Origin of the sequence: Marinobacterium mangrovicola, from assembly GCF_004339595.1 — a bacterium.
Taxonomy (GTDB): Bacteria; Pseudomonadota; Gammaproteobacteria; order Pseudomonadales; family Balneatricaceae; genus Marinobacterium_D; species Marinobacterium_D mangrovicola.
This window is the reverse complement of the sequence record NZ_SMFU01000009.1, coordinates 72,009-94,766: the sequence shown is the minus strand read 5'-3', so window position 1 is coordinate 94,766 and position 22,758 is coordinate 72,009. Positions and strand designations below refer to the sequence as shown.

Here is a 22,758-nt window from a genome sequence, read left to right as displayed (position 1 = left end):
TCATAGAATCTGCTGCTGATCGGCGGGCGCGGGTCTGCCGATGGTGAAACCCTGCATAAACTGCACGCCCCGGATTTTCAGGTAGTCGAGAATCTTCTGATCTTCGACGAATTCGGCGATCAGAGGGATATCCAGGCTGCTGGCAAAGCTGATGATTGCATCGACCAACGCGCCTGCCTTGTGGCTGGTCAGTACGCAGCTGATCAGTGAACCATCGATCTTCAGGTAGTCGGCATCGATCTTCAGCATCTGGTCGAAGTTGGAGTAGCCGCTGCCGAAATCGTCGATGGCGAGTTTTATTCCCGCCAACTTGAGTTGTTTCAGCACTCTCAGTACTTCGTCCTGGTAACCGATCGATTCGGACTCTATGACCTCGATAATCAGTCGGCCGTGAAGGCCGTGGTGCTCGTATTCCTGCAACAGGTAGGCGATGGTCTCTTCATCCATCAGGTCGAAGCGGGTCAGGTTGATCGACAGGCTTGAAGTCAGCGGGCCGAACAGGGCGAAGCTCTGGTCGATAATGGCGCAGGTCAATTGTCGGTAGAGATGACTTTTGCGGATTACCGGCAGAAAATGAAACGGCGTATGGATCTTTCCATCCTTATCCACCACTCGGGCCAGAGCCTCGTAGTGGCGTATCTTTCCTTCTGTGGTATCGAGAATGGGCTGGAACCAGGGCCGTACCCGGTGATCGCGGAATGCATCGTTAAGCACATTGAGCCAGTGCAGGTTGTCTTCGTAGCGTTGCTCCGGTCGCAGCGCATCGCTGAAAACGAGCATCTCGATACCGCTGCGTGCGGCTTCATCCATTGCTTCACGAGCGTCGTGCTGTAGGCGGACCGGATCTATTTCGTTCAGAACAAGGCCGGCGCGCGCGGTCAGCGTAATACGGCGCTGTTCATCCGCTTCGATCGGTTCGAATACGCTGGCCAGCAGACGCGAAGTGAGTTGAACAGCACGGGTTTCATCGTAACCGCGCAGCAGGATGAAATATTCGTCCACCAGTGATCGGTACAGCTTGGTGTCGGCGGGGAGTTGAGCCCGCAGTGCCTGCGCGATTTCGGCAAGCAGGTGGTCGCCTACCTCGTAGCCGAATAGTGTATTGACCGCGTGAAACTCGTCCAGATTAATCAGTATGCCGCCCAGTGGTTCGGTATTGTCCGCCAGATCCGCTTCCATTTTGGTGATGCGGGGCAGACCGGTGATCGGGTCGAAGTAGAGCTCAGCTTCCAGCTCTTCCTCCCGCCGACGACGCAGGCGATGGTAAACCCGCAATAACGGATAGATCGGTGCCAAGCCGATCAGTGATACCAGCGCGGCCAGCTTCAGGCTGTTGATCAACAGGGTATTGGGGCTATCGACCTTCATGTCGGCAGCCATAACAAAATAGGAGCCGTCGGAACGTTTTGTTGGCACAAAGGCGGAGCGGAAAGTGCCCCATTCGTTGGTGTACACCGGTGTGAATATGTCCGTTTTGGAGTGATAGGCCTCAAACAGCTCCTTCGGTGCCGAACCATAGGGGTTATAGAAGCGGCTAGGTGTGCCGCGTTGCAGATCAAGGCGGGTTTCATTGCTGACGATGAAAAACGCCTGGTCGCCCACCACGTCCATGGAATAGACGTACTCTACCTCTGGCAGATCGGCCACCAGTTGATCCAGTGTCTCGACGATCAGCCGGTAGTGCACGTCGCCGGGCTGCCGGTTCAGACTGTAGATATCGTGAAAGTAGCGCCCGATGAGGTGGCCGCCGGAGCGGGCAGCGGTGAGTAGCGTTGAGCGGGTCTGGGAAAGTTGGGCGATCTGGCTGGCGCGGAAAGTCAGGCCGGTGAGGGTCAGCGTGGCGATAAAATAGAGGATGAAGAGCGTGGCGATCAGGCCGCGCTCGCTGCGGAAAAACAGTACCAGTCCTTTGTTTGCTGCCATAACTGCGGATTTGAACGAGGACAATGTGTTCACCCGTTCCCCTTTCCTTCACGGCCATAAGATTAAGTGTTTATAAAACCACCAGACGAGTGTGGCTACAAGTGAAATTCTGGCTGTAAAACGATCAGTCCAGACTCAGGAAGGCGCAAAACTGTCTTTTTGCGCAGCGGCTCTGGTAGGGTCAGTAGAGTTGTGAGTAAAAATTAATGTTGAGGCTTTCCATGCGAGTATCGATCTTTGCTCTGGCCGCTGCCGCTATGCTGGCATCCGGGCCCTCGCTTGCCGCCGGCTCCGAGGGCGCTGCAATGGAGCAGTATCTGCGCAGCAAGCATTACATGGACCGGCTGTTCAAGCTGGGGATCTACTGGGATCGTAACGTGCTGCAACGGCAGGTGCAGTGTGAGGAGCAGTACGGGGTGGAACCGACCACATTTATGCTGCTGGACCCGCCTCAATTTGAACCCGGTAACCCGGTGCCGACGCGGGGCATTTGGCAGCAGCGTTTTCGCTTGAGTCGCTGCGGAGAGACTGCCACTTATAACGCCATCGCTGTGGCCAAGGATGGTAACGTTGATCTGCAGCCACAGGTGCCGGGAGAGTCCCGCGCGGGTCCTCGCTTGATCAAGGATCTATATGAGCAGGCCGTGGCGGTGGAGTCAGCGAATATGAGCGAAGCTCAGGGCGACTGCAAAAAAGTGCTGGTGACAGATACCTGGATCAGCCTGCCACCCGCGCCACGGGTGCTGGGCGGTCAGACCATCGATAATGTCTGGGAAGAGGAGTGGAGCATGGATCGCTGCGGTACCGAGTTCCAGATGAGCTTCTGCTTCAAGCCCAGCGCTCAGGGCGGCGTCGACTGGGCTCCGCGTAACTGCAACTCGCTATAGCCTGGTTTTATCAAAGACATAGGCAGGATCAGAGCGCGAGCCGAACCTGAATTATCTATACTGGATGACAGCGGTATGGAGGTAGAAGACTGATGGCCCGATCCGGTGAGCAAAAAACAGCGACAGACAGCGGCCTGCGCTGGCTTTGGTTGCTGCTGACCTGGGTCGCACTGGGACTGGCGATACTCGGTGCGATTCTGCCGGGGCTGCCGACCACGGTCTTTGTGCTGATCGCTGCCTGGAGTGCGTCGAAATGCTCTCCGCGCCTGCGTGCCTGGCTGGAAAATCACTCCCTCTTCGGTGAGCGTCTGCGTAACTGGGAGCAGGGCGGCGTGATCGACCGTAAATCGAAGATTACCGCCAGCATCGGCATGCTGGTGGCGGCTGTTATCGTGGTTTATGCGATAGGACATCCGCTGTTGCTGATGCTGATTCTTGGCGCCATTGCGGTCGGTGCGCTGGTGGTCTGGTCTCGGCCTGAAAACCTGCCGGAAGGCCGCCGAAATTCACGTTGCTGATTTAGCGCTGACCTGTGGTTAACCGCCTTTCTGTGGCATAATGCAGCGCAACATTGCGGGTTCGCTTCGAGCTTGAATCCGCCTCCCGGATAAATCCCCCCTTTTAAAGTTTCAGGTGTTTCCATTGCTGACCACTGCCAACATCACTATGCAGTTTGGCGCCAAGCCGCTGTTTGAAAACGTATCCGTTAAATTTGGCGACGGTAACCGTTACGGTCTTATCGGCGCCAATGGCTGCGGTAAGTCCACCTTCATGAAGATTCTTGGCGGTGACCTGGAACCCAGCAGCGGTAATGTCTCCATCGATCCGAACGAGCGCCTCGGTAAACTGCGCCAGGATCAGTTCGCCTACGAAGAGTTCAGCGTCATCGACACGGTGATCATGGGGCATGAAGAGCTCTGGGCGGTGAAATCCGAGCGTGACGCCATCTACGCCAAGGCTGAAATGACCGAGGAAGACGGCATCCGTGCCGGTGAGCTGGAAGCGGAGTTCGCCGAAATGGATGGCTACACCGCTGACTCCCGCGCTGGCGAACTGCTGCTGGGTCTGGAAATTCCGGTGGAGCAGCACTACGGCCCGATGAGCGAGATCGCGCCGGGCTGGAAGCTGCGTGTGCTGCTGGCGCAGGCACTGTTCTCCGATCCCGATATCCTGCTGCTCGACGAGCCGACCAACAACCTGGATATCAACACCATCCGCTGGCTTGAGGGCGTGCTCAACCAGCGCACCTGCACCATGGTGATCATCTCGCATGACCGCCACTTCCTGAACTCGGTCTGTACCCATATGGCGGATATCGATTACGGTGAGCTGCGCGTCTACCCGGGCAACTACGACGAGTACATGACCGCGTCGACCCAGGCGCGGGAGAAGATGCTCTCCGATAACGCCAAGAAAAAGGCCCAGATCGCCGATCTGAAATCCTTCGTCAGCCGCTTCTCTGCCAACGCGTCGAAATCGCGCCAGGCGACTTCCCGTCTGAAGCAGATCGACAAGATCGAGCTGGAAGAGGTGAAGCCCTCCAGCCGTCAAAATCCGTTTATCCGCTTTGAGCAGGCGAAAAAACTGCACCGTACTGCGCTGGAAGTGGAAGGTCTCGGCAAGTCCTTCGATGAGAAGGTGTTCGAGGGTCTTAACCTGCAGGTGAGCGTAGGTGAGCGGATCGCCATTATCGGCCCCAACGGTATCGGTAAATCCACGCTGCTGAAGTGTCTGGTCGGTGACCTGGAGCCGGATTCCGGCACGGTAAAATGGTCCGAAAATGCGGAGCTGGGTTATTACGCCCAGGACCACGCCCACGAGTTTGAAGAGGACAAGAACCTCTACGACTGGATGTCCTACTGGGGCAAAGAGGGCGATGATGAGCAGGTGATCCGCGGCACCCTGGGCCGTCTGCTGTTCTCGCAGAAGGAGATCGGCAAGTCCGTGAAGGTGATCTCCGGTGGTGAGCAGGGTCGCATGATTTTCGGCAAACTGATTCTGCAGCAGCCCAACATCATGCTGCTCGACGAACCCACCAACCACCTGGATATGGAATCGATCGAGTCGCTCAACCTAGCGTTGGAAAACTACCCTGGCACACTGCTGTTTGTCAGCCACGACCGGGAGTTTGTCTCCTCACTGGCGACCCGCATTATTGAGCTCAAGTCCGATGGTATCGTCGATTTCCACGGTGATTACGACGACTACCTGAAAAGCCAGGAAAACTGATCGGGACGCGCCCTTCGCTGTTATTGTCCCAATGTTTTGGGATAGTGAGCAGCAGTTGCCGTTTTTAGCCGTCACCCGGCAGGCGCCGGGTGACGGACAGAATCAGTATCAGGCGAACAGATTGTCGAGCTGGCTGTAGTTGTTCTTAAGCCATACCCGCATGCGCTGGCGTTCAGCGATATTCATCATGTCGCGGTTGTTGGCCGCGGCCCAGAAACTGGCGTTGGCGAAGTCCACCTTGTGGGTCAGCTTGGCGTGCAGTTTGCCCAGTTCAAACAGGCTGGCGCCGCGCGCCTTGGCGCTCTGGAAGGCGTCGGAGTCGTGCAATTGGCTGAAGTCGCTGCCGCGGCCGAAGTTCTGTACCACGACAAACTTAAGTTCCGGCTGCGGGTAACGCGCCAGTGACTTGCCCAGCAGGTCGATGGAGTCGGCGCCGTCGTCCATCACGTGCCAGAGAAAAACCTCGTAGCCCAGCTCATCAAGCAGACCGAAAACGTCGGTTTCGTCGATCCACTCGCCGAGACGGGTGGAGGTCTGTGCCGCGAGATCGATAATCAGATCGTGATCGGGTTTTGATTCGCAGGCTTCGAGTATGCCGTCCAGGCTGTCATCCTCGCCGACGATGACGGGCGAGGCGAACTCGCCGTAGAAGCGAGAAAAAGTGCCGTGGGAGGCATCCGAGTCAAAACCGAGGAACGGCAGTTCCCGGTCGATGTAGTACTGAGCTAACAAACGGGAGGTCATCGATTTGCCGACGCCGCCTTTTTCACCGCCGATGAAATGAACCTTACTCATGTGGTTTCCCTGTTCTGAAGCCAGTGGAGAAAATTGTCCGGTGTTTATACACCTGTTCGATCATACCTCACTCCTGGGTCGAAACGGTGACGATTACCGATCAGTTTCAATCCTGTGTTGTGCCTGGACACGGACCTCGGTCATCTGAGGTAGAATTAACGCCTATCAGCCCCTTATTAACGGAAGCTCAAGTGACTCGCTTTACCGACCTGAATCTCTGTCCCGAACTGAACGCCACCCTGGAAGCCCTGGGTTACAGCGAGCCTACCCCGGTCCAGGCCCAGGCGATCCCGCTGATATTGGCAGGGCATGATCTGATCGCCGAGGCACAGACCGGCACCGGCAAGACCGCCAGTTTCGCCCTGCCGATGATCGAACGTCTGAGCCAGCAACCGTCGAATCCCGAGTATCGCGAGATCCGCGGTTTAGTACTGGTGCCGACGCGAGAACTGGCGATTCAGGTGGGCGACAACACCCTGGAATATGGTCAGCTGCTGGGGATGCGGGTGATCTCCATCTTCGGGGGGGTGCGCTTTGATAACCAGATCCGCAAGATGAAGCGGGGCGCCGATATCCTGGTGGCAACGCCCGGTCGTCTGCTGGACATGCTGAAGCAGAAAAAGCTGTCCCTCGATCACCTCGAGATACTCGTATTTGACGAAGCTGACCGGATGCTCGATCTCGGCTTTATCAACGAGATTAAGGCGCTGCTGTCATACATGCCGAAGCAGAAACAGACGCTGCTATTCTCCGCCACGCTGGATGACAGTGTTGAAGCGCTGGCCGATGCGCTGCTGAACAACCCGCAGCGAGTGCGTGTGGCACCGCGTAATGCTGCCGCCAGCCAGGTGCGCCAGCGAGTCTATGCGGTGGAAAATGCCGACAAGGCTGATGTGCTCTGCTACCTGATCAAGGGTGCTCACTGGCAACAGACACTGGTGTTTACCCGAACCAAACGCCGAGCCGATGATCTTTGCGCAGCACTGCAGGCGGAAGGGATTGAGGCGCTGGCGATCCACGGCGACAAGCATCAGCGGGAGCGGATCGCGGCACTGAACGCCTTTACCGAGGGGGAAATCAGCGTGCTAGTGGCCACTGATGTGGCGGCGCGCGGGCTGGATATCGAAAGCCTGCCCCAGGTCGTTAACTACGACCTGCCGAATCAGCCTCAGGATTATGTTCATCGTATCGGCCGCACCGGTCGCGCCGGCCAGAAAGGTCTGGCGGTTTCGCTGGTCGGCCCGGATGAACGCCGCTTTCTCAAGCCGATCTCGGAACTCATCAACAAGCCGCTGCAACTGCAGCCGGTGCCGATGGCGGAGAATGGCAAGCTGGTGGATGGCAAGGCGCTACCGGATAAAGAGCCGGGTGCGAAAGCCAAACCGAAGAATGCTAAGTCTCAGAAAGGAAAGGGCGGCAAGAACGCCAAGGCAGCGACGAAAGAGTTACCCAGGCAGGAAGAGGTCAAGGCGCCGAGCCGCTCGGCTGGGCGGCGCTCGTTGTTCTCGAAGTAGAGGCCTGTTTCAGCGCAGTGAACAGTGAACAGTGAACAGTGAACAGTGAAAAGAGATCAATCGTTGGAGCCAGGAATGCCGGCAAAACTCAGAATAGATTTCGTATCCGATGTGATGTGCCCCTGGTGCGCTATCGGTTTGCATAGCCTTCTGCTTGCGCTGGAACAGCTCAACGGAGAAGTAGAGGCTGAAATCCATTTTCATCCGTTTGAACTGACCCCCGATATGCCGGCAGAAGGTGAGCGGGTGATTCCCTACCTTTGCAACAAGTACGGCATAAGCGAAGCGCAGGTGGCACAGAATCAGGCCCAGATCACCGAGCGCGGTGCCGATCTTGGATTTAAATTTGATTTCCGCAGCGACAGCCGTAAGTGGAACACCTTCAATACCCACCGATTGCTGCACTGGGCTGGCGAGCAGAACCGTGACAAACAGCTGGCACTTAAACTGGCCCTGTTCGATGCCTACTTCAGCCATAACCTCAATCCGTCTGACCGGGCGCTGCTCTGTGATCTGGCGGGACAGGTGGGTTTGGACGCTGGCGAGGCAGGGCGAGTCTACGATACTGACCTATATGCAGAAGAGGTTCGCAGTGAAGAGGCTCTCTGGCAGCAGCGCGGTGTCAGCTCGGTACCGGCCATCGTCTTCAATGAACGTTACCTGGTGTCCGGTGGGCAACCGGTTGAGACCTTTGTGCAGGTGATTCGGGATCTGCTGGCTCAGTCATCCTGATCTGGGCTCTGTGACACTGTTAAATGGCCGCTACTTGCGGCCGTACCTGTCTTTGAGGCGTTCTATATCTGACTCATCCAGGCGCTCGCCTGACTGAACCTCGATCAGCTCCAGCGGGATTTGGCCCGGGTTCTCCAGGCAGTGGATTTCGCCCACCGGGATAAAGGTGGATTGGTTCTCGGTCACGAGAAATACCTCTTCTCCACGAGTGACGCGTGCAGTGCCGCCAACCACGATCCAGTGTTCGGCGCGGTGGCGATGCTTTTGCAGCGAAAGTCCTTCACCTGGATTCACCCGCAGATGTTTGACTCGGTAGTGGCCGCTGCTATGGACCACCGTGCTGGTCCCCCAGGGGCGATAGCTTTGCGGATGCTGGCTTATTTCCTCTCGGGCGTCAGCCTCCATTCGGGAAACCAGCAGACGTATATCCTGTACCCGGTCTTTGTGTGCAACCAGCACGGCATCGGCGGTTTCAACGACGATAAGGTCGTCAACGCCCAGTGTTGTCAGCAGCCGGCTTTGGGCATGTAAGTAGCTGTTACGGCTGTGCAACGAGATGACATCACCTTGAGTGACGTTGCCCGCCGCATCTTTGTCGCTCAGGTCCCAGAGCGATGACCAGGCGCCGATATCGCTCCAGCCCGCATCCAAGGGTACCACCACCGCAGCCGATCTCTTCTTTGTGTCCTGGCTCAAAGGCTCCATCAGCGCGTGGTCTATCGACAGATCCGGGCAGTGCGAAAACGCTTCCTGACCCACCCGTATAAAGTCCAGATCCCGGCTTTCCCCGGCCAATGCCGCGCGGCAATGTTTGACGATCTCGGGGTGATAGTGGCTCAGCGCTTCTACGAACCGGCTGGCACGAAACAGAAACATGCCGCTGTTCCAGAGGTACTTGCCGCTGCGGATAAAACGCTCTGCCAGCACCCGGTCAGGCTTTTCGCGGAAGCAGGCGACTTCGAAGCCCTCTGATTCCGAGCCCTCTGAAAGTGCAGCACCGCACTCGATATAACCGTAGCCGGTGTGAGGCTCGGTGGGAGTTATGCCAAAGGTGACCAGTTTTCCCGCCTCGGCCAGAGGTAGTGCAGTGGTAAGGCTGCTGTGAAAAGCGGCTTCATCCTTGATCAGGTGATCGGCCGGTAACACCAGCAACAGCGGATCATCACCGCGTGCGTTGGCACGCAGGGCTGTCAGTGCGATGGCCGGCGCAGTGCCGCGAGCCTCAGGTTCCAGCAGCAGAGAGGCGTTCTGGAGTTGCAGCTGGCGCAGCTGCTCCGCGGCAAGGAAACGGTGCTCTTCGTGGCAGATCAGCCAGGGTGGTGCAGTCTCGATACCTTTCAGTCGTTCAAGGGTCGTCTGGAGCAGAGACAATGAGCTATCTGTCAGTGCCAGAAACTGTTTCGGGTACGCCAGGCGCGATAGTGGCCAAAGCCTTGTACCTGAACCGCCGGCGAGAATGACAGGAAGCAGCATATAGGGTCCTTGCGGAGAGTTGGAGGCGCTGTAACAGGCGGTGAATTCTACAGTGGTGGGCCGGGTTGGGGTATCTATACGGTGGTACTCGTCGGAGAGGCTACTTGCACTGAAGCGGAAGTGTCAGCTAACGGCGGTGTAAAAGCGCGAGGCCGGTAGTCATTCGACCGACAGTGTTTGCCAGTGCTGTCATTAGCAGGTCGGTAAAGCGGATTGCCAGGCGCATACGGTGGGGGGCTCAGTGAACAGGCGTTCCCGTCGTTACTGCTGCATTTCCCGATTCTGTTTATCGTGACTCGGTTGATGAACGAGGTTTGCCGGGGAGATCTCGATGCGGATCTCTATGATCCTGCTGCTGTTGGCAATTCTGGTTTATCGCCTGGACCAGCGTGTGCCGCGAAAACAGATACACACGCCAGTCTTATACTGCGCCGAGAACGAGGAAATGAGAGGGGATAGCGAGGATTAGCTGCGAGAACAGATCAGACGTTTCAGGCGTCGTTTCAGGCGGGCCACCGGATAGCCACGGAAGATCCAGCGTTTACGTACCTGGTTATACTCGTCGAGGTAGGTGGCATGCTCTGTTGGCAGAGGCTCCTCGCAGAGAATTCTCCACGCCTTGTAGACACCGGTGACATCGGCGCCCTTCATAAAACGCTGCAGGCCTGCAGGGAAAGAGCGAAAGCCGATCGCCGATTGGAAATCGATGCAGTAGGGTTTGCCATCCGGCCCAACCAGCACGTTGCCAAGGTTACGCAGGTCAAGATGCACCAGACCCTGCTGGTGAATACGCGAGACCAGGGTTTCAAAGTCGATAAAAAACTGGCGCGGTAGACGCCGCCCGGACTGTTTGATCTTGTTGAGCGGAGTCCCTTCGATAAAGGGGTAAGCCAGCATGCTTTCGCCAAGCTTGTAGCAGTGCGGTGTTACGCCGGTAATCCCTGAGAGTTGCTCTAAAGCCTTGGCCTCATGGGCGATAATAAAGCGGGCAAAGGTTTTTCTCAGCAGCCAGTTGCAGCGGGCAAAGTCTTTAACCACCAGATCAACCTGGCTGTCTTTGTAACGCATGACCACAGCGTTGGCACAATGGCCGGTGTCGCGCAGCACACTGAGATGCTCAGGGTGGAACCGCAGGTCAGGAAACTGCTGTTGCAGCGCGTGCAGTACATTGTTCTGCTGTAAACAGAATGGAGACAAGGAGAGAGTTTCGTTCATTGCAGCGGATTTAATAAAGCGTTAAGAATCTGTGAAATATAATTGTATCATGCAGGTAAATGCGTAATGTCCTGTCCCCGGCCCTAAAAAAGGGGAATAGTCTGTTCCCTGAAACTGATTCAAGAATCATATGGATGATATATATGAATAGGTTTGCTTAATTGAAGTTCGGAAAAGTATCAGCAACGCTATAGTGATAACGAAGAGTGCTTATATGGAGGATCTACGCGGGACTTTCGTAGCTCTGCGTGGTCTTAGACAGCAGGAGGAATCATGATGAAACATTCAGTAATGGCCTGTTGTATGGCGTCCATGCTGTTGGCCGGTTGTGCCGGGCCTTCATATTGGCACGAGCCTCCGGCTGCGGCCGCAGAAGCCGGTAAAGATAATATCTGGCAGGGGCTGGTACGCAACGGCTCGCTGCATTACTACGCCCGAGATCGGCTCAGAAACCTGATCTCCGTTAACTGCGCCGGATATACCGACCTGGTCAGCCTTACGCAGACTGAAGACCGTGTTGAGATCAGCCTGGGCAGTGATCCCGCCATGGAGTTTGAGACAGGTATAGATACCGATGGACGCTTCAGCCTGGTTCAGCCGGTGGACGGAGATACCTGGGTGTATGGTGGCGTTATGCTGTTTGATGAGTCACCGGAACTGCATCTCTGGGGACAACTGGACGGAGTCACCGGACTGGGTGAAGGTCGTGTTAATGTTTCGCCCGGGGATGAGCGTTTGGGGTGTGTGGGGTATTTTCAGGTCAGCCGCAATGGCGGCGCACCAGACGAGGAAAAGCGGGGCAACGCGTTCAAGATCAAGTACTGGATTGATGAAGTCGACAGTTTCGATAACCCCTGGTTTTCAGGCATGCATCCCAGGCCTTTCCCCTACCATTGGCGCTACTAGGAAAGCGACGAACTCATCGTTCTGATGCCGGTATTCGTCGCTTTCACGGGGCAGGACTTTACCGAAATCACGGATTTCCACTCTCAGTAAAGTCTTGCGGCTGACTCAGTCAGTTCCGGATGGTAGGGAAAGCGGCAAAGGCTTTCTGTACGTCTGTCACCGGCAGGTTGGTGAGTTTTTTACCTATGTCGCCGCGCAGGTGCTGGCGGACGTGGTCATCCATCGCATCGCGCACCAGGCCAAGGAAGTGCGGCGGCGCAGACAGGTAAAAACCTCTGATCTCGTTGGTGTCGACGGCGTTGCGAAGTTTGGCGACGATGTCGCGGGCGAAGCGTTTATCCTCGGTTTCCCGGGCTGAAGTTTTGGTGGGAATGCTCTGAGCATCGGTGACCAGATCGCTCTCTTTGACCCGGGCCTGGGGATGTACCAGATTTGTCAGCTCTTCCAGTTCTCCGCGGGGCTTCTCCTGTGTATAAATCACTGCTTTAGACGCATCTGCAACGACTATCCAATCTGGCATAACACACCTCTTGTTCTGGGGTTGGCTTGTTAGTTTCCGAGTGGGCCGCTCTGCGGCCGGGATTCCTTTCCTTAAAAGGCTGTATACAGGGAATATGACCCCCCGATAGGGCGTTATATCCACAAAAGCCTTCTATATGTTTAGACCAACTTGGCGTTTCAGACCTCTATTGAGGGGCGGTTGTGCGCGCTGATGAGGCGAAACTGCACCAGCCTGGTGAGCAGACGGGCCAATATTTATTCTAAGTTGCTGATTTCTGGTATAGCTGAAGCTGGCATACCTGCTGCATGAACTCTGCTGTATCATCACACGTTGTTTCACCTGGGCTTACCGGCTCGGAGGGTGAAACGCAGGTGGAGAATCCAAAAGATTCTTATCCACATCACATTATCGGTTCGGACCGCCACAAGCGGAGGGAGTCGTACACATGGTTACTACACATCGCTGGCTTTCCATTCTGGAAGGCTGTCTGCTCGTTGCTCTGGGCATACATCTACTTGAAGCCTCGGATCTGCTGATCAGCGGCACCGCTGGTATGGGTCTTATCCTTAAACAGGTCACCGACCTGAGTTTCGGTCAGCTGTTCTTTCTGTTGAACCTGCCTTTCTATCTGCTGGCCATACGCTGCCTGGGCTGGTCGTTTGCCTGGCGTACCTTTGTCGCCGTCAGTATGTTGGCGGGCCTGTCTGAGCTGATGCGACTCTGGGCTGACTTCAATATGGAGGAGCCGATCCTGGCAGCCGTACTGGGTGGTATGCTGGTGGGCTTTGGCCTGATTATTCTGTTCCGTCATCAGGCGTCTCTCGGCGGTGTGAACATCCTGGCGATCTTTCTTGAAAAACGGTTCGATATTCATGCCGGCAAAACGACTCTGGCCTGTGATCTGTTGATCGGTGCCTGTGGTTTTGCGGTTTATTCCCCGATGCAGATGGCCTGGTCGCTGGCGGCGTTCCTGGCACTTAGCTCAGTAGTAGGGCGCTATCATCGGCCGCCGCGTTGGGCGAGAGTGCCCCAGCAAGCGGGATGAAACGGGCTAACCGATTGCTTTTCCACAAAGGTTGGGTTGCTTCGACCTGTCGTTGATTTTATGTTGTTCTCACAACGAACAGTCAACATTAAGGCAGCGGTATGAGTTATCTGAAGCAGTATCCAAACCACGATGGTTATTTCGGCGATTTCGGCGGCGCTTTCCTGCCGCCGGAACTGGAGTCCCAGTTTGCCGAGATTAACAAGGCATATCTGGCGCTGGGTCGCTCGGCGGATTTTCTCAATGAGCTGCGTTACATCCGCAAACACTACCAGGGGCGCCCGACGCCGGTTTATTACGCCCGCAATCTGAGCCGTGAAACCGGTGCTCAGATCTATCTCAAGCGTGAAGACCTGAACCACTCCGGTGCTCACAAGCTCAACCACTGCATGGCTGAAGCCCTGCTTGCCAAGCATATGGGCAAGACCAAGCTGATCGCCGAAACCGGTGCCGGTCAGCACGGGGTGGCACTGGCCACCGCTGCCGCCTACTTCGGTATGGAATGCGAGATCCATATGGGCGAGATCGATATCGCCAAGGAAGCGCCCAACGTCACCCGTATGAAACTGCTGGGCGCGGAAGTGGTGCCGGTAGGCTTTGGCGGCCGCAGCCTTAAAGAGGCGGTGGATTCCGCATTCCAGTCTTACCTGGGGCAGGCGGAAACGGCGTTGTTCGCCATCGGCTCGGTGGTGGGCCCGCATCCCTTCCCGCTGATGGTACGCGACTTCCAGTCGGTGATCGGTACCGAAGCCAGGGAGCAGTTCCTGGAACTGGTGGGCGAACTTCCGGATCAGGTTGGTGCCTGCCTCGGTGGCGGTTCCAACGCCATGGGGATCTTCAGTGGGTTTATTGATGACGAAGGTGTCAGCCTCAACGGCGTCGAGCCCCTCGGTAAGGGCACCAAGCTTGGTGAGCACTCCGCCACCATGACCTTTGGTAAGCCGGGCATGATCCACGGCTTCAAGTGTCTGCTGCTCAGCGATGAAGAAGGCAACCCGGCTCCGGTGCACTCCATCGCTTCCGGCCTGGATTATCCGGGCGTAGGCCCCGAGCACTCCTTCCTGAAAACCTCCGGTCGCGTGAATTACCACGCCATCAGCGATGATGAAACGCTGGACGCTTTCTACAAACTGTCACGTATGGAAGGGATCATCCCTGCGCTGGAAAGTGCTCATGCGGTTGCCTGGGCGATGAAGCATGGCCGCGAGAATCCGGGCGAAACCATCCTGATCAACCTGTCCGGTCGTGGTGATAAGGATATCGATTACGTCAGTGAGACTTTTGGCTTTGAGTCTGAAAGATGAAGCTTAGCGGGCTCCAGTCCCGTGACTAACGTGCAATAATCAGCCAATTGTTAGGTTGGCGCAGATTAGTGGCTGCTCTTAAGCAGCCGCTAATCCAGCTCCTCCGCAAGCGTAATTCGTCCTAATAATTCAATAAAGAGACACGCGCTGATGGCAGTCATTGATGATGTAGCCAGGGTTGAAGGTTCATTGAACGATGTATTGGAATCCGAACCGGTCAATGTAAATCGACCCAAAACCTGGAAAGGAAGCCTTAGCTCCCTGACGGAGTTACGGAATAACTTGTTAAGTGTATGGCCGGATCGAGCATATAACGGCTTAACTTTCTCTATGCAGCTGCTGAATCAGCATTATTTCGTCTGCAATTCGCCGGATACAGTGAAGCGGGTTTTTCTCGAAGAACACTCCAATTACGATCAAAAAAGTCCTCAGATGCGGCGTGCGTTAGAGCCTCTGCTCGGGGATGGTTTGTTTGTTAGTGATGGAGAGCTTTGGAAGGAAAGAAGAAAGGCCTGCGCCCCAGCCTTTGAGGCAGAACTCCTGCCAGGGTTTGCTGAGGTTATGGTCAACTCGGCGCAACAGATGGTGGAATCCTGGGAGCGGGCGGGTTCAGAAACGCCGATCGATATGCTCAGTGAAATGGCTAACCTCACCTCTCGGATTATCGGTCGAACGATTTTTGGTGACGATACATCTGAGGAGGAAGCGTCCCAGGTCGTTAAGGGTTTCACTCAATACCAGCAGTTGATTGAACAGATGAGCCTCGCCGATACCTTTGGCTTGCCTTATTTACGTTGGTTAAGTAATCCGTTTACACGCTTAAAAGCAATTCGCGCGGCGGGCCAGGTCCAGGCTGTCATCGACAATATAATCGAACGGCATCAGGCGGAGCCATCCCGCAATGAGGCTACTCTGCTGAGTGTTCTGCTGAATGGTTACAACGGCAAAAAAAGTGGTCAGAAACGTTGTCCGCTGAATCACCTAGCGGCGCGTAATGAGGCGATTGTCATGTTCATGGCCGGGCATGAGACGACAGCTAACTCTCTTGCCTGGACCTGGTACCTTTTGGACCACAATCCAAGAGCCGCAGCGAAGCTGCACGAAGAGCTGGACCGCGTTCTTAAGGGGCGCACACCTTCATTGGATGATGTACCCAACCTGCCTTATACCCGTGCCGTGTTCGAAGAGTCGATGCGTCTTTATCCGCCGGTACCTCTGCTAAGTCGCCAGGCGAGGGCTGAAGACAGCATTCGTGGTAAAGAGATTCACCCGGGATCAATTATTCTCGTCGTTCCCTGGTTACTGCATCGTCATGAGCGGTTCTGGGAAAAGCCAAACCAATTTATACCGGAACGGTTTATGCCGGATCAGCCGAGGCCTGATAAGTTCGTCTATCTGCCGTTTAGTGTTGGGCATCGTGTCTGCCTTGGGCTGCGTTTCGGGCTAACCGAAGGCATTCTCTGTTTGGCAACACTTGCTCAGCGCTTCGAAGCTCGGCTGAAGCCAGATCACGAGGTAGATATAGAGTGCCGTTTAACGCTGCGGCCTAAAGGCGGCTTGCCGATGATCCTGGTCCCGCGCACCAAGGCGGATATGTAATGAAAGAGCAGATAGAACTGTTCCTTGCTCGCTCATTTTCTTATCTGCCCTTGAGTTGGGTAAGGAAGATAGGTGAGGCATTAGGTGCGCGCAGCGGGCGTAAAGCTATTGTGGCTAAGCGGAAGTGGGTCGCGCGCCTGCATGACAATATGAGGCGGCTTAGTGGTGTTGATTCGTCAGAAGAAAGGGAGCAGCGGATCATTGATTACACCCGGCGTATCGGCCGGCTATACGCAGAGATACCGGTGCTGCACCGGCTGGATGCCAACGGAAGAGTGGAAGTTCAGGGAAAAGAGCACCTGGCACAGATAGACCGTCCGGTAATCATGGTCAGCGCACATCTATCCAACTGGGAAATGATTGGTCATTTGATCAAGCATGAGATCAAGGGGCCTTGGCGAGTGCTTTACTTGCCACTGAAGAGTCGTGTTAGGACCAAGTTGGTCTGTGAGGCTCGCATGGGATGGTACTCTGCAGAACCGGAGGGCAGCGTCCTCCTTCCGACAGATACAAGCTCCAGCCTGCGAAAAATTAATCGGGCAATAGCTGAGGGTAAAAATCTGCTGATTTTCGTCGATGAAGAGAAGCATGATTATGTATGGGCCCCCAGCTTGGGACGTAGCCCGTTCTACACCGGAAATTTATGGTTTGCTGCCAGGATGGCGGTTAAACACCAAATGGATATTTTGCCTGCTTACGTAGAGCCATCGGAGAACGGAAGCTACAAAGTGGTGGTAGAACCCTTGATGAAAGTATCAGAGGATGAAGCAGCCAAACCTCAAGCTCTCAAGTTAGCCAGGCAGATGGATGAAGCTCTGGATCGCTGGGTTCGGCAGTGGCCGGAGCACTGGTACTGGCTGCCCTATCTTGAGTTAGATAAAGAGCCGCCAAGTTATAGTAGTTCGCCTGCAAGTTAGTAATGTCGCAGTTTTAATACCCAAGCTAAGGCGATACACTTTAGTGGTTTCTGTTATAGGCGCGATGCCTGGAGAACAGCTGAATGGCATGGCGCTTGCGCGGCTTAAGCAGCCGATTTCTTTTTCTTATATCAGTGTTGATGCTGCTGGCGGTGGGCGTGCTCAAGGCTGAGACTCGTCCACAGAACCCGGCAAGCATCAGCCTGGCCACCTATCCGTTCGGCGATGCGGCCAGCATCCATCAGGCGTTCTCGCCGCTGGCTCAATACCTTGAGACGCGACTGGGCGTCAGGGTCAATTTGATCGTGACGCGGGATTACGCTGAGCTGGCGCGGCGGCTTGATGAGGGGACCGTGGATCTGGCCTGGATCGGTTCTGCCAACTACGTCAGCACCTTCGATAGTGAACGCAGCCCACAATACATCGCGACTTACCGTGAGCGTTCCAAGGAGAGCGGTGAGGTTCATGCCTTTTACCGTGCCGTAATACTGGCGCTGGCAAGCTCCGGTTATTCCGGGCTGACCGATCTTCAGGGCAAACGATTCGGTTTTACGGACCCGGATTCCACATCGGGCCATGCCTATCCCCGGATGATGCTGGAACAGCAGCAGATCGACCCGGAGCAGTTTTTCTCAGATACCTATTTTCTGGGCACCCATCGCAGTGTGATTGAAGCGCTGCTCGCCGGCTCTGTTCATGCGGGGGCGGTGTCCGACGGCACCTATTACACCGCGATGGCTGAATACCCCGGCCAGTTGCAGGTGCTGGCCTGGTCTGACCCGATTCCGCTGGATGCCATTGTGGCTGCGTTTGATCTATCGCCGGATACCGTCGCTCAAGTGCGCCAGGCTCTGCTGGATATTGGCAGTGGCGACCATCCCGTTAACCTTGCTATTCAGCAAAACCTCGCCTGGCCCGCTGCCGGTTTTGAACAGCGTTCCGCCGAGTTCTATCTGCCGTTGAAACGGGCGCTTGCCGGATCTGCTGTGGAGCCTTGATGAAGCTGGTCAGGCAGGTTCTTCTCACCGCGATTTTGCCCCTGGCCGCAGTACTGCTGGCCGGCGTCTGGCTGCTGATTAGCTCGGTGGACAAGCAGGAAGAGCAGATTCAGCAGGAGGATGAACTGCTGCAGCAGATTGTTCGCGCCCGTGTAGTAACTCTGCTGAGTCGTGTCGATGCCGCCAGCAAAATACTGGCGTTGAATCGCGAGGCGGTACTCGCGGTGCAGGATCACAACGTCAATACGCTCTACGAACTGGGCCGGCAATACGAACCGCTGCAGCTAAGTCGCATCATCTATCTGGATCTGCAAGGCCGGGTGTTGAGTCGTTCTGATGATCGCTACCGTTTTGGCGATGACCTCAGCGAACAAGACGAAATCAGCCAGTTACTGGTGGATGGGGTGCAAGCCGGAGATAGGGTTGCCGGGCTTTTTCAGCAGGAGGATGGCTTTTATTACCTCATTGCCAGACCTGTGCTGCAGTACCAGGAGATTCCCATCGGCATCGTCGTCAGTCAGGTCAAGGTTACGCCAGAGCGGCTAAAACAGTTGGTGCTGGGGACCGGTGCAGATATTGAGATTCAGATCGGCGGTCAGCGTTTCTCATCGTTCGACGAGACAGAAGGCACAAGACCGGAAACGGTTCGGCGGGTCGTGCCCATGGGCTTTGGCGGTCGCAGTGCAGGCCTGGTCGTGGAAGAAGCGCAGATTCTGCTCTGGCCCGACCGTGGCATTCATTCCGTGGATAGCCTGGCGCGGCAGCTGTTGATCCTGTTCGCGGTGCTGCTGATCCTCTTGCCTATCTTGCTGATGTGGATTTTACGCCGCTATCTGCGCCCTTATGCTGAGCTGGTCGACGAGCTGCAGCAGCTGTCGGTGGGCAGTGTCGATCTGGGAGTGATCCGCAAAACCCTGGGACATGATTTCCGCGATGCGCCGGAAGAGGTGAGCCGGGTGGCGCAGGCGATCTCCGGTATGGCACAGACACTGGAGCGCCAGATGGATGAACTTGAACATCTGGCGGTGACCGATCAGTTGACAGGCCTTAAGAACCGCCGTTTCCTGACCGCTTCAATGCAGCATGCCATGGCGCGGATCTATCGTCATGGCGGTGAGCTGAGCGTGTTGCTGATTGATCTGGACCAGTTCAAGCGGATCAATGACAGGCTTGGGCACAGCAAGGGTGACGAACATCTATGCTCAGTGGCGGAGGCTTTCCGTGATAACTGTCGTAGCAGCGATATCATCGCGCGCTGGGGCGGCGAGGAGTTCATGCTGCTGTGTCCGGATCTCGATCTGAAGGGTGCCAGTGATCTCGCCGAAAAACTGCGCAAGCTGGTAGACGGCCTGCGCAGCGATGAGGTGAAGGCGATCGACCCATTGGGCAGTGTGGGCACGCTGAGTATCGGCGCTGCCCAGTGGCTGCCGGGTGAAACGGCTGAGCAGCTGCTGCAAAGGGTTGATCGAGCGCTGTATCGCGCGAAAGAGGGAGGGCGTAACCGCGTGGAAATCTGTGCTCAGGCGAGAATAGCAGCCGATCTTGGCGGGGATCACTGATCCTGCGGCGCGGCCTCGACCGCTGCTTTATAAATGGCCGCGGGTCTCAAGCCCAGCACTGAAGATGCCAAGGAGCAGAAACAAAAAAGCCGGAGCAGATGCCCCGGCTTTTTAGTACGAACGCTGTGTTAAAGCGCCTCGATCTTGGCGTACTGCTCCTGCAGCTTGGTCTGGGATTCCTGTGCAGCGGCGATCTTCTCGCGCTCCTTGGCGACCACGGCTTCCGGCGCATTGGCGACGAATTTCTCGTTCGACAGCTTGCCTTCCACACGCTTGATCTCGCCGGTCAGGCGGTCGATCTCTTTCTGCAGACGCGCCAGTTCCGCTTCCTTGTCGATCAGGTCAGCCATCGGCACCAATACTTCCATCTTGCCGACCAGCTGAGTGGCGGACATCGGCGCGTCTTCCGGGTTGTCCAGCCAGGTCAGGGAGCTGAGCTTGGCCAGTTTCTTCAGGAAGGTGGCATTGTCTTCCATGCGGCGCTTGTCGTCAGCTTCGCCGTGGGCGAACAGCAGGTCCAGATCCTGGGACGGGGCGATCTTCATCTCGCCGCGGATGTTGCGTACGCCGGTGATTACGCCCTTGAGCCATTCGATATCGGTTTCCGCCTGAGCGTCGATCTTGCTCTCTTCGGCAACAGGGTAGGACTTCAGCATGATGGTGTCGCCATCGGTGCCGGCCAGTTCCTTGATCGCCTGCCAGATCTCTTCGGTAAGGAACGGCATGATCGGGTGCGCCAGACGCAGGATCGCTTCCAGTACGCGTACCAGGGTGCGGCGAGTGCCGCGCTTGGCTTCGGCGGAGGCGTTTTCATCCCAGAGTACTGGCTTGGACAGCTCCAGGTACCAGTCGCAGTACTGGTTCCAGACGAAGTCGTAGATGGTCTGCGCAGCCAGGTCGAAGCGGAACTCGTCCATATGCTTGGTAACGGTGCTTTCTGCGCGCTGCAGTTCGCTGATGATCCAGCGATCCGCCAGGGACAGATCCACGTCGCCACCGCTCTGACCGCAGTCTTCGCCTTCGGTGTTCATCTGCACGTAGCGGGCAGCGTTCCAGATCTTGTTACAGAAGTTACGGTAGCCTTCCAGACGCTTCATATCCCAGTTGATATCGCGGCCGGTGGAGGCCAGCGCTGCCAGGGTGAAACGCAGGGCGTCGGTACCGTGTGCGGCGATCCCTTCCGGGAACTGCTTCTCGGTACGCTTGCCGATCTTTTCGGCCAGCTGCGGCTGCATCATGTTGCCGGTACGTTTTTCCAGCAGTTCCGGCAGGCCGATACCGTCGATCATATCCAGCGGGTCGAGCACGTTGCCCTTGGACTTGGACATCTTGTCGCCGCTTTCGTCGCGGATCAGGCCGGTAACGTACACGTTCTTGAACGGTACCTGCGGCTTGCCATCCTCGTCTTTCATGAAGTGCAGCGTGAACATGATCATGCGTGCAACCCAGAAGAAGATGATGTCGAAGCCGGTGACCAGCGTATCGGACGGGTGGAATGTCTTCAGGCGGTCGGTGTTTTCCGGCCAGCCCAGGGTGCCGAAGGTCCACAGTGCAGAGCTGAACCAGGTGTCGAGGACGTCATCGTCCTGACGCAGTTCAAGCTCCAGGTCCAGGCCGTATTTTTCGCGGGCCGCTTCGGCGGAGGCGGCGACGTAGACGTTGCCGGCATCGTCATAGAACGCCGGAATACGGTGACCCCACCAGAGCTGACGGGAGATACACCAGTCCTGGATATCGCGCATCCAGGCGAAGTACATGTTTTCGTACTGTTTGGGGACGAACTTGATATCGCCATCCTCAACCGCCTTGATCGCAGGCTTGGCCAGGGTCTTGGCATCGCAGAACCACTGGTCGGTCAGCATCGGCTCGATCACCACGCCGCCACGGTCGCCGTAGGGCACGGTCATATCGTTTTCGTCGATCTTGACCAGCAGACCCGCTTCTTCCATATCGGCAACGACCTGTTTGCGCGCCGCGAAGCGCTCCATACCGTGGTATTTTTCCGGCAGGCTCGGGTCCAGTTCGTTGTTGACGGTGCCGTCGAAGTTGAACACCTGGGCTTCGTCGCGGATATCGGCGTTCAGGGTCAGCACGTTGATCATCGGCAGCTGCTGACGCTGACCTACCTGGTAGTCGTTGAAGTCGTGCGCCGGGGTGATCTTCACGCAGCCGGTGCCTTTCTCCATGCTGGCGTGCTCATCGGCCACGATGGGGATGCGGCGGCCGGTCAGCGGCAGCTCGATGAACTTGCCGACCAGGTTGTCGTAACGCTCATCTTCCGGGTTAACCGCAACGCCGGTATCACCGAGCAGGGTTTCCGGACGGGTGGTACCGACAACGATGTAGTCCAGGCCATCTTTGGTCTTTTCGCCATCGGCCAGCGGGTAGCGCAGGTACCACATCTTGCCTTTGACTTCGCGGTTCTCCACTTCCAGGTCGGAGATGGCGGTGTGCAGTTTCGGATCCCAGTTGACCAGGCGCTTGCCGCGGTAGATCAGACCTTCATCGTGCAGGCGGATAAACACTTCCTGCACCGCGTGGTAGAAACCGGAGTCCATGGTGAAACGTTCGGTGGGCCAGTCGACCGAGTTACCCAGGCGACGCATCTGACCGGTGATGGTGCCACCGGACTGATCCTTCCACTCCCAGACCTTTTCGATAAACGCATCGCGGCCCAGGTCGTAGCGGCTCTCGCCGGTTTCTGCGGCCAGCTTGCGCTCTACCACCATCTGGGTGGCGATACCGGCGTGGTCGGTACCGACCTGCCACAGGGTGTTGCGGCCCTGCATACGACGGTAGCGGACCAGAGAATCCATGATAGTGTGCTGGAAGGCGTGACCCATGTGCAGGCTGCCGGTGACGTTGGGCGGCGGGATCATGATGCTGTAGGCGTCGCCTTCACCGGAGGGCGCGAAGTAGCCCTTCTCTTCCCAGGTCTGGTACCAGGATTTTTCAATCTCGTGTGGCTGGTAAGTCTTGTCCATTGGGTCCGTATCTCTGATCGTTTTGGCCGCTCGGATGGCTGTCTGACGCGGGCTGGGCGTAACTGATCGCGCTACTGTAAAGTGCACACTGTCAGGCCTTTGGAGCACCGGGCGTCGGCAACTTGGTCGAAACCGGGCATTATACAGTCTGGGAGAGGTCGATTACAGGGCCGTGA

Annotated in this window: 18 protein-coding genes; 12 read left to right on the top strand and 6 right to left on the bottom strand. The window is 56.4% G+C overall.

Annotation, left to right across the window (positions count from 1 at the left end; all coding sequences use genetic code 11):
* Positions 1–1,956 carry an EAL domain-containing protein gene (locus CLV83_RS12860; RefSeq protein WP_132292997.1) on the bottom strand — a complete coding sequence of 652 codons (1,956 nt, stop codon included), beginning with the start codon at positions 1,954–1,956 and terminating at the stop codon, positions 1–3.
* A gap of 188 nt (positions 1,957–2,144) precedes the next feature.
* On the opposite strand from CLV83_RS12860, the gene CLV83_RS12855 reads away from it, so the two are divergent.
* The 3 genes from CLV83_RS12855 (at position 2,145) to CLV83_RS12845 (ending at position 5,039) form a co-directional block, all read left to right on the top strand.
* Complete coding sequence (locus tag CLV83_RS12855; RefSeq protein ID WP_132292994.1) at positions 2,145–2,810, top strand: hypothetical protein; 666 nt, start codon at positions 2,145–2,147, stop codon at positions 2,808–2,810.
* 92 nt (positions 2,811–2,902) lie between these two features.
* Positions 2,903–3,328 (top strand): YbaN family protein, encoded by a 426-nt coding sequence (locus tag CLV83_RS12850; protein WP_132292991.1) that lies wholly within the window; start codon positions 2,903–2,905, stop codon positions 3,326–3,328.
* 124 nt (positions 3,329–3,452) lie between these two features.
* Entirely contained in the window at positions 3,453–5,039 is a 1,587-nt protein-coding gene (locus CLV83_RS12845; protein WP_132292988.1) for an ABC-F family ATPase, read from the top strand.
* A gap of 108 nt (positions 5,040–5,147) precedes the next feature.
* On the opposite strand, the gene CLV83_RS12840 is transcribed toward CLV83_RS12845, so the two are convergent.
* Positions 5,148–5,834 (bottom strand): P-loop NTPase family protein, encoded by a 687-nt coding sequence (locus CLV83_RS12840; RefSeq protein WP_132292985.1) that lies wholly within the window; start codon positions 5,832–5,834, stop codon positions 5,148–5,150.
* A 191-nt stretch (positions 5,835–6,025) separates the two neighbouring features.
* Here CLV83_RS12840 and CLV83_RS12835 point away from each other — a divergent pair, with 191 nt between their 5' ends.
* On the top strand, positions 6,026–7,348 hold the full coding sequence (locus tag CLV83_RS12835; protein ID WP_132292982.1) for a DEAD/DEAH box helicase: 1,323 nt from the start codon (positions 6,026–6,028) through the stop codon (positions 7,346–7,348).
* Positions 7,349–7,423: 75 nt separating this feature from the next.
* Positions 7,424–8,080, top strand: coding sequence for a DsbA family oxidoreductase (locus CLV83_RS12830; protein ID WP_132292979.1), 657 nt, complete (start codon positions 7,424–7,426; stop codon positions 8,078–8,080).
* A gap of 30 nt (positions 8,081–8,110) precedes the next feature.
* Here the strand turns inward: CLV83_RS12830 and CLV83_RS12825 are convergent, their stop codons facing one another.
* Both CLV83_RS12825 and CLV83_RS12820 read right to left on the bottom strand, forming a co-directional pair.
* The gene (locus tag CLV83_RS12825; protein ID WP_132292976.1) at positions 8,111–9,553 is read right to left on the bottom strand and encodes a mannose-1-phosphate guanylyltransferase/mannose-6-phosphate isomerase; all 1,443 of its coding nucleotides are present in this window, start codon (positions 9,551–9,553) and stop codon (positions 8,111–8,113) included.
* A 465-nt stretch (positions 9,554–10,018) separates the two neighbouring features.
* Positions 10,019–10,750, bottom strand: coding sequence for an RIO1 family regulatory kinase/ATPase domain-containing protein (locus CLV83_RS12820; RefSeq protein WP_207894880.1), 732 nt, complete (start codon positions 10,748–10,750; stop codon positions 10,019–10,021).
* Positions 10,751–11,041: 291 nt separating this feature from the next.
* Between CLV83_RS12820 and CLV83_RS12815 the strand changes: the two genes are divergently transcribed.
* A complete protein-coding gene (locus CLV83_RS12815) occupies positions 11,042–11,674 on the top strand; it encodes a hypothetical protein (RefSeq protein WP_132292970.1) in 633 nt (210 codons plus the stop codon).
* A 109-nt stretch (positions 11,675–11,783) separates the two neighbouring features.
* Here the strand turns inward: CLV83_RS12815 and CLV83_RS12810 are convergent, their stop codons facing one another.
* Positions 11,784–12,194: a host attachment protein gene (locus tag CLV83_RS12810; RefSeq protein ID WP_132292967.1), complete on the bottom strand. Its 411-nt coding sequence runs from the start codon at positions 12,192–12,194 to the stop codon at positions 11,784–11,786.
* Positions 12,195–12,621: 427 nt separating this feature from the next.
* On the opposite strand from CLV83_RS12810, the gene CLV83_RS12805 reads away from it, so the two are divergent.
* From CLV83_RS12805 to CLV83_RS12780, 6 genes are all read left to right on the top strand, one after another.
* Positions 12,622–13,221: a YitT family protein gene (locus tag CLV83_RS12805; protein ID WP_132292964.1), complete on the top strand. Its 600-nt coding sequence runs from the start codon at positions 12,622–12,624 to the stop codon at positions 13,219–13,221.
* Between the two features lie 101 nt (positions 13,222–13,322).
* Positions 13,323–14,525 carry a tryptophan synthase subunit beta gene (gene trpB / locus CLV83_RS12800; protein WP_132292961.1) on the top strand — a complete coding sequence of 401 codons (1,203 nt, stop codon included), beginning with the start codon at positions 13,323–13,325 and terminating at the stop codon, positions 14,523–14,525.
* Positions 14,526–14,675: 150 nt separating this feature from the next.
* Positions 14,676–16,124 (top strand): cytochrome P450, encoded by a 1,449-nt coding sequence (locus tag CLV83_RS12795; RefSeq protein WP_132292958.1) that lies wholly within the window; start codon positions 14,676–14,678, stop codon positions 16,122–16,124.
* Positions 16,124–17,041, top strand: coding sequence for a lysophospholipid acyltransferase family protein (locus tag CLV83_RS12790; protein ID WP_132292955.1), 918 nt, complete (start codon positions 16,124–16,126; stop codon positions 17,039–17,041). The genes CLV83_RS12795 and CLV83_RS12790 overlap by 1 nt, the downstream gene beginning before the upstream one ends.
* Positions 17,042–17,124: 83 nt before the next feature.
* Positions 17,125–18,039, top strand: a complete 915-nt coding sequence (locus tag CLV83_RS12785) for a phosphate/phosphite/phosphonate ABC transporter substrate-binding protein (protein WP_132292952.1) — start codon at positions 17,125–17,127, stop codon at positions 18,037–18,039.
* On the top strand, positions 18,039–19,598 hold the full coding sequence (locus CLV83_RS12780) for a sensor domain-containing diguanylate cyclase (protein ID WP_132292949.1): 1,560 nt from the start codon (positions 18,039–18,041) through the stop codon (positions 19,596–19,598). Before CLV83_RS12785 ends, CLV83_RS12780 begins: the two co-directional genes overlap by 1 nt.
* 128 nt (positions 19,599–19,726) lie before the next feature.
* Here the strand turns inward: CLV83_RS12780 and CLV83_RS12775 are convergent, their stop codons facing one another.
* Positions 19,727–22,582: a valine--tRNA ligase gene (locus CLV83_RS12775; RefSeq protein ID WP_132292946.1), complete on the bottom strand. Its 2,856-nt coding sequence runs from the start codon at positions 22,580–22,582 to the stop codon at positions 19,727–19,729.
* Positions 22,583–22,758: the final 176 nt, after the last annotated feature.